Annotated in this window: 2 protein-coding genes and 1 CRISPR repeat array (1 of these 3 only partly in view); of the genes, one reads left to right on the top strand and one right to left on the bottom strand. The window is 56.1% G+C overall.

Going from position 1 to position 6,489, the window contains the following annotated elements:
• Positions 1–5,329: a CRISPR direct-repeat array (repeat unit 29 nt; unit sequence ATTTACCCCACGCACGTGGGGTTGAACCG) (it extends 3,445 nt beyond the left edge of the window).
• A 219-nt stretch (positions 5,330–5,548) separates the two neighbouring features.
• Positions 5,549–5,800, top strand: a complete 252-nt coding sequence (locus FYJ74_RS09785) for a hypothetical protein (protein WP_154529395.1) — start codon at positions 5,549–5,551, stop codon at positions 5,798–5,800.
• Between the two features lie 338 nt (positions 5,801–6,138).
• Here FYJ74_RS09785 and FYJ74_RS09790 read toward each other — a convergent pair.
• Positions 6,139–6,489 (bottom strand): IS3 family transposase (locus tag FYJ74_RS09790; protein ID WP_154529396.1); only part of this gene is annotated, 351 nt, incomplete at its 5' end.

A 6,489-nucleotide genomic window follows, 5' to 3' on the forward strand; every position in this document is an offset into this window, starting at 1 on the left:
AATGCCATTTACCCCACGCACGTGGGGTTGAACCGCCGCGATCATGACGCCGACGTATGCCAGCGCCCATTTACCCCACGCACGTGGGGTTGAACCGGTTCTTTGCGCTCGATGCGGTTATGGACAGACCATTTACCCCACGCACGTGGGGTTGAACCGGTCAACCCGTGGATCCGCGACCATCTCGACGCCATTTACCCCACGCACGTGGGGTTGAACCGTGCTCGTGGCCGACGTAGGGGATGCATTGTGCCCATTTACCCCACGCACGTGGGGTTGAACCGGACGGCTGGCTGCGTCTCAATGTCGGCCGAAAGATTTACCCCACGCACGTGGGGTTGAACCGGGACGGCCTATCTGCTCGACCTGCTCAGCACCATTTACCCCACGCACGTGGGGTTGAACCGCAGGCCGCTCCGGCGTAGGGGCAGGCGTTGCATTTACCCCACGCACGTGGGGTTGAACCGATTCTCGAATTTTTCAGCAAGATGCCATATATCATTTACCCCACGCACGTGGGGTTGAACCGTAACCTCGCCTATAGTACTAAAACCATAGGGCCATTTACCCCACGCACGTGGGGTTGAACCGTGTGCTAGGCCGATGCCGGTGTATAGCGTCCCATTTACCCCACGCACGTGGGGTTGAACCGCCTGGCTGTTTTTCTGCGCAGGCGTAGAGCACATTTACCCCACGCACGTGGGGTTGAACCGCCATTTGCCGTTCCGCAGATGCCTGAGCTGCCATTTACCCCACGCACGTGGGGTTGAACCGTGAGGTAGCCAAAACAGGATTCAAACCAGCCTATTTACCCCACGCACGTGGGGTTGAACCGAATGGCGATGTCCACGTTCGGATCCGGATGACATTTACCCCACGCACGTGGGGTTGAACCCAAGGGGCCGATGAAGAAGATAAAAGCGGATCTGATTTACCCCACGCACGTGGGGTTGAACCGCATAACGCGAAAGTCGGCGGCAGCCCGCGGAGCATTTACCCCACGCACGTGGGGTTGAACCGCACTCGTCCCCAGCGATGCTCAACCGTGAACGCATTTACCCCACGCACGTGGGGTTGAACCGTAGATGTCGTGGTTCGCGCCGGAGCGCTTGAAATTTACCCCACGCACGTGGGGTTGAACCGTCGCATTCGTCGATGCGTTGACCGTCTTTGCCCATTTACCCCACGCACGTGGGGTTGAACCGAGCGACCGCGTGCGGAACGTCGAGGCGGTGTGCATTTACCCCACGCACGTGGGGTTGAACCGAGCGACCGCGTGCGGAACGTCGAGGCGGTGTGCATTTACCCCACGCACGTGGGGTTGAACCGACGGAGGCCTTCTCTGCCGGCCATGCGCAAGCATTTACCCCACGCACGTGGGGTTGAACCGAGAAATGTGGCTTATCGAGGACAACGAAGAGAATTTACCCCACGCACGTGGGGTTGAACCGAGACCAGGGACAAATAGCTTTCGAATTCGGCCATTTACCCCACGCACGTGGGGTTGAACCGAGGACGAGGCCGCCGGCGGGCGCCGCGGCGCGATTTACCCCACGCACGTGGGGTTGAACCGGCTATCGCTGACCTTGTAGAGGATAAACTCAAATTTACCCCACGCACGTGGGGTTGAACCGAAAATCTGACGCTCGTGAAAAAAATGATTCCCCATTTACCCCACGCACGTGGGGTTGAACCGCGGAGCGCCGGCGCGACGGATCTCGACGGCCATTTACCCCACGCACGTGGGGTTGAACCGCGCGGGCTGTCGTCGCCGGATTTGGCGGACGCGATTTACCCCACGCACGTGGGGTTGAACCGGACGGCTGGCTGCGTCTCAATGTCGGCCGAAAGATTTACCCCACGCACGTGGGGTTGAACCGCGGCGATGAGGATAAGGACGGCAAAATCGAGGAATTTACCCCACGCACGTGGGGTTGAACCGCTGCAGCAAATTGCGGTCGAGACGTCGCAGAGATTTACCCCACGCACGTGGGGTTGAACCGGCAAAAGTCACCACCACAGCGCACGAATATGAATTTACCCCACGCACGTGGGGTTGAACCTATCCGGCGAACGCGGTTATCGGCTTGCGGGACATTTACCCCACGCACGTGGGGTTGAACCGCATTGGCAAAGCTGTCCATTTCTTTGACGCCCCATTTACCCCACGCACGTGGGGTTGAACCGCATACGATCCTTTGGAATTATAGGAGGAAACGCATTTACCCCACGCACGTGGGGTTGAACCGTACTCGAGGACGACGCCGCTTCACGGGAAGAGCATTTACCCCACGCACGTGGGGTTGAACCGTCGAAGCGGAATGGATTATTTATAAACTCCAGCATTTACCCCACGCACGTGGGGTTGAACCGCCAGCTTTCCGGAGATCATCCACTTGCCACTGAATTTACCCCACGCACGTGGGGTTGAACCGCAAGTTGGCCTTGATCTGTGAGTTGATTGAGGATTTACCCCACGCACGTGGGGTTGAACCGCAGGTATGGTCCAGGCGCTTGGGTAATATGCATTTACCCCACGCACGTGGGGTTGAACCGAGCATGGCCGTCGGGTTCTCGCTGCCCGGTTCGATTTACCCCACGCACGTGGGGTTGAACCGCCATACACGGCACGGCCATACTGTTGCTCAGCGATTTACCCCACGCACGTGGGGTTGAACCGCAGGTTGGCTTTGATCTGCGAATTAATTGAGGATTTACCCCACGCACGTGGGGTTGAACCGAAACTCCCGGCGCGAGATGCGCCATTGTGGAGATTTACCCCACGCACGTGGGGTTGAACCGGCTGACGATGGGCCTAAAACCGACGATGAGACAATTTACCCCACGCACGTGGGGTTGAACCGCAGGTCGAGCAGCACATCTCTGTATCCGTCGTCATTTACCCCACGCACGTGGGGTTGAACCGCGCTACAACTTGTGGCGCTAGTGGGACGATATATTTACCCCACGCACGTGGGGTTGAACCGTTGCTCGAACGGGTAGTGCTCAACAACCTCTTATTTACCCCACGCACGTGGGGTTGAACCGGCCGTAGTGTCAAAGCGCTTGCTTGTGATTGTCATTTACCCCACGCACGTGGGGTTGAACCGTTCATTTTTACCCCTCCCTCCCTATACGTAAAGATTTACCCCACGCACGTGGGGTTGAACCAATTGATCGACATCCGCTATCCGAACGCGATGGATTTACCCCACGCACGTGGGGTTGAACCGTGCACGACTTACTTGTTTGGCAACGGCGCGATCATTTACCCCACGCACGTGGGGTTGAACCGACTGGAAAGATTGTCAGCGATATGGTCGAGGAGATTTACCCCACGCACGTGGGGTTGAACCGCATGAAATATCTGATCGTCTGGGGACTGTTCGCATTTACCCCACGCACGTGGGGTTGAACCGCTCTTTGATCTCGCCAGTTTCTTTGATTCTGAATTTACCCCACGCACGTGGGGTTGAACCGGACTCTCGACGAGGAGTTGTGATGTGTTGGATCATTTACCCCACGCACGTGGGGTTGAACCGTCATCCGCAGGAAAAACACCAACATAACAATCATTTACCCCACGCACGTGGGGTTGAACCGCGCGTCTCGAGCACGGGGACCTGGTCGATATCCCATTTACCCCACGCACGTGGGGTTGAACCGTTTGAGAATCTTCCCACCTTGTCGGCGGAATTATTTACCCCACGCACGTGGGGTTGAACCGAGCGTTGGGCTGAGTATCGTTATTATCCGTCCCATTTACCCCACGCACGTGGGGTTGAACCGTCTGCGAGGCGCTGAGGATCAGCCGGCCGACAGCATTTACCCCACGCACGTGGGGTTGAACCGCAATTACGCTCGTGAAGCGACGCCTCATGAACATTTACCCCACGCACGTGGGGTTGAACCGCGAACGGACGAGCCGTCGGGCTCTTTTTCGGGGCATTTACCCCACGCACGTGGGGTTGAACCGCCTTCGCCCCGCACGCACTTTTCCGCCAGGAAATTTACCCCACGCACGTGGGGTTGAACCGGACTCTCGACGAGGAGTTGTGATGTGTTGGATCATTTACCCCACGCACGTGGGGTTGAACCGTCATCCGCAGGAAAAACACCAACATAACAATCATTTACCCCACGCACGTGGGGTTGAACCGGTCGTGCGGCGGATGCACGAGCTCGATATGACAATTTACCCCACGCACGTGGGGTTGAACCGTTTGAGAATCTTCCCACCTTGTCGGCGGAATTATTTACCCCACGCACGTGGGGTTGAACCGATTTTTACAAAGGTCGGCAGCCGGAGTATACTACATTTACCCCACGCACGTGGGGTTGAACCGTCTTTTTTGTTTGCTTTGGTAAAGGAGCCCGAGATTTACCCCACGCACGTGGGGTTGAACCGGTGACGCGGGCGGCAGAAGATCATGAAAGCGATTTACCCCACGCACGTGGGGTTGAACCGTTCTACGACCTGCGCAAACAGGCGACGGTGGCGATTTACCCCACGCACGTGGGGTTGAACCGCAATGTCTGCGCGCCACCTACGCTCCGGCGCGGATTTACCCCACGCACGTGGGGTTGAACCGAGGATGTTTCAGCAGAACCCGATCAGACCTCATTTACCCCACGCACGTGGGGTTGAACCGCGCGCGCCGTCGCGATGGGGCTGGCGGTCGCCATTTACCCCACGCACGTGGGGTTGAACCGCGACCTGATGAAAACCGTCGCCGCCGAGACTGATTTACCCCACGCACGTGGGGTTGAACCGAACATCAAAATGATCGGAATCGCACTGGATCCCATTTACCCCACGCACGTGGGGTTGAACCGCAGCCGGCCGCACCTGCGCAGCCGCCGGCGAAGATTTACCCCACGCACGTGGGGTTGAACCGTTCGCCGGAAGCGAAAAAACTCAGCCTGGCGTTATTTACCCCACGCACGTGGGGTTGAACCGACGGCGCCGTACAGAGGGCACTGCAGTGCCAGAATTTACCCCACGCACGTGGGGTTGAACCGAGGTACTCTAGTATGGCTGACCCCAAAGTCACATTTACCCCACGCACGTGGGGTTGAACCGGCGTCAGGGCGGCTTATAACTTCGCGCAGTACATTTACCCCACGCACGTGGGGTTGAACCGGGCGGCTCCGACGACAGCGCGCAGTGCGAGCCCATTTACCCCACGCACGTGGGGTTGAACCGACGCTGAATCTCGAGAGGAGCTCTTCGCACAACATTTACCCCACGCACGTGGGGTTGAACCGCCAGTCCGTACCGCCAGATTGGAGCACGCCCCATTTACCCCACGCACGTGGGGTTGAACCCACGGCGTTCTGGGCGGTGTCGGAGTTGGTTACCCCCCGCACACGCGGAGATGAACCCATCCCTGCGTTGTGTAACTCGTATTCCCCCTGCTGGGTACAAGCTTGCCAATGATGACGGTAAACTGAATGTTGCACCGGAATTTATCATATCAGGGGCATTCACGGTTCTCGGCAAGGTGGTTGGGTTCGTAGTAAAAAAATAATCTAAGGAGGCATTGTAATGCCAGATAATCGCGCACTCAAATGGTCAAAGCGATTTTTCATTTTCGCGTTGTGTCTCTGTGGTAGTCTCGTCGCTCTAGTTCAGATTGCGACAAAGAATGTAAAATTCGACGTCAGTGTAGTCACAGAAAATAACATGCCTGCCGTCTCCATAAAAACGAACCTCCCCGAAGGGCTTGAAATATCAATTTCTTTGGCGAAAGGGAATGCGGAAAACGGCGAAGCTGGCACAATCGTTGTGAATGCATAACGGGCAACAGTTAAAAGCGGTAGCATTTCATATGCGCCTTTCACTCATAACGGGAAGCCCTTCCCCGGCGGCGCGTATGTCGCATGGCTTACAACGATTCCATGGGAAAATCAGCCAGAGCAGATACAAAAAAGCTCAAGTTATACGACATTAAATCGGAATTCTTAGATCGCGAAGTGAAATTCAAGCTTCCTGACATATCTAAGAATGATCATGAATTATGGCTCGCTCTCGAACGCTGAGCAACAACAGAAAGCCCCGGCCGCTGAAATTAACTCTGGCCTGTTCCCCAGTAAATAGACAAAGAAAAAAAGCGCCTGTCGTAGAAAAGCGTCGAATTACTTGGCTTTGCTCCGAATTTCAAACGGAGTAAAGCCATTTTTCATGTTGATCCGTTCGTAGTTGTAGAACTGTACGTACTCCCAAATAACGTTCTCCAGTTGAGCCATGTCCGTGAATTCAATGCGGTTCAGGCACTCGCATTTCAGTGTTCCGAAGAAGTTTTCCATTGCTGAATTGTCATATGGGCAGCCTTTACTGGACATCGACGGCCGGAAATGACATTCTTCACTCAGGTTGCAATATGCTCCTGACGTGTATTGCGACCCTTGGTCACTGTGGAGGACGAGTCCGTCAGTGGCCTTTTCCTGTTTTAATGCCTGGGTTATGGTGTCAATGACCAGTGTCGA

Origin of the sequence: Pyramidobacter porci (genome assembly GCF_009695745.1) — a bacterium.
GTDB classification, from domain to species: Bacteria; Synergistota; Synergistia; order Synergistales; family Dethiosulfovibrionaceae; genus Pyramidobacter; species Pyramidobacter porci.

Coding starts and splice junctions, on each gene's coding strand:
- FYJ74_RS09785 (WP_154529395.1), top strand. CDS start 5,549: ATGCCAGATAATCGCGCACTCAAATGGTCAAAGCGATTTTTCATTTTC.